The organism is Geminocystis sp. CENA526 (assembly GCF_050753365.1).
GTDB lineage: Bacteria > Cyanobacteriota > Cyanobacteriia > Cyanobacteriales > Cyanobacteriaceae > Geminocystis.
This window is the reverse complement of the sequence record NZ_JBLZFY010000288.1, coordinates 1-1,306: the sequence shown is the minus strand read 5'-3', so window position 1 is coordinate 1,306 and position 1,306 is coordinate 1. Positions and strand designations below refer to the sequence as shown.

Sequence of the window (1,306 nt, the reverse complement as noted above, 5' to 3'; positions counted from 1 at the left end):
CCAGATATTCAAGCACAACTCACCCAAGCCAGAGAAAATCTGCAAAGGTTAGGTAATGCCGTCTCAGAATTAGTAAATCTTTCCTCTGATGTTTTTGAAGATAAAGGCATTAAAAAAAGTTTAGAAGATTTGCGTAAAGCCTACGACGAAGCCCTCCAGCGCCTTTTAAACCCCACATTATCCATCGCTACCATTGGTACGACTTCATCAGGAAAATCAACAGCAGTTAACGCTTTGATGGGAAGAAGTATAGCACCCATTGAAGCTGACGAAATGAGTGGCGGTGTTTTAACATTAAGACATTCTGATGAACGTAGATTAATTATAGAAGCTACTCCCGATGCGGCTTGGGAAACGGGTGAATGGAAAAATTTAAGTGATGATGAGCTTTATAATAAAATTCAGACGGTAATGTACCGTTACCATGAAACAAGAAAGAAAAAAAACTTAATTGCACCGAAAATTAAGGTTTGTGTTCCTCTTTTTCCAGCTAATGAATTAAGTTTATCAGGACTTCCTAAAGGTATCGGAGTTGAATTTTTAGATTTACCTGGACTAAAATCTGTACAAGATCAAGCTAACTTAAAAGTTATTCAACCTTTAGTGGGCAAGGCTTTTAGTATTGTAGTCATTGATTACACACAAATAGATGAAGAACATCGTCAAAAGTTATTAGGAGAATTAAAGAAAGTTGTTGAATACCTACAAGGGCGTATAGATTCAATGATTTTTGTCTTGAATCGAGTAGATCGTCGTACCCAAAAAGATAAAAGTATTGAGGAGAGAATTGCGAAATTAAGAGTAGAAATTAAGGATAAATTAGGTCTTAAAGAACTCCCTGATGTGTTGCCTTTGAATGCACTTTTGCTTTATTATGCTCAATGTGCTTGGGGTACAAATGCTTTAAATCTGGACTCTGATATTAACCAAGAAGTGCGATCTGACTTATTAAAATCACTTGTTAAAGATTGTACGAATTTTATTGAGGACAAAACCGAAAATAATTTGGATTTAGACGATTGGTTTACGGATTTTAAAAAATCGGTTAAGAGAAGTAAAACCATTGATGATGAACAAATACGACAATTTTTAAACTACGCTCTGAAATGGAGTGGCGGTGAAGAATTATGGAAATGTATAAAAAAAAGAATAACAGAATCTTTTTCTGAATTAGTCATTTTACCAGTTTTATTCGATGTTTTTACAAAATTTGACGCTTTCAATAATCAACTTAATTTATTAATTGAAACTCGTAAAATTGATAATCAAGAGGAAGTAAAATTACAAACAGAGCGGATTATTGCAA

The 1,306-nt window shown here is 33.9% G+C and carries 1 protein-coding gene; it reads left to right on the top strand.

Features of this window, described 5'->3' with window-relative positions; genetic code table 11:
- On the top strand, positions 1-1,306 hold a 1,306-nt coding region (locus tag ACN4EE_RS23440), incomplete at both ends, for a dynamin family protein (RefSeq protein WP_431708920.1).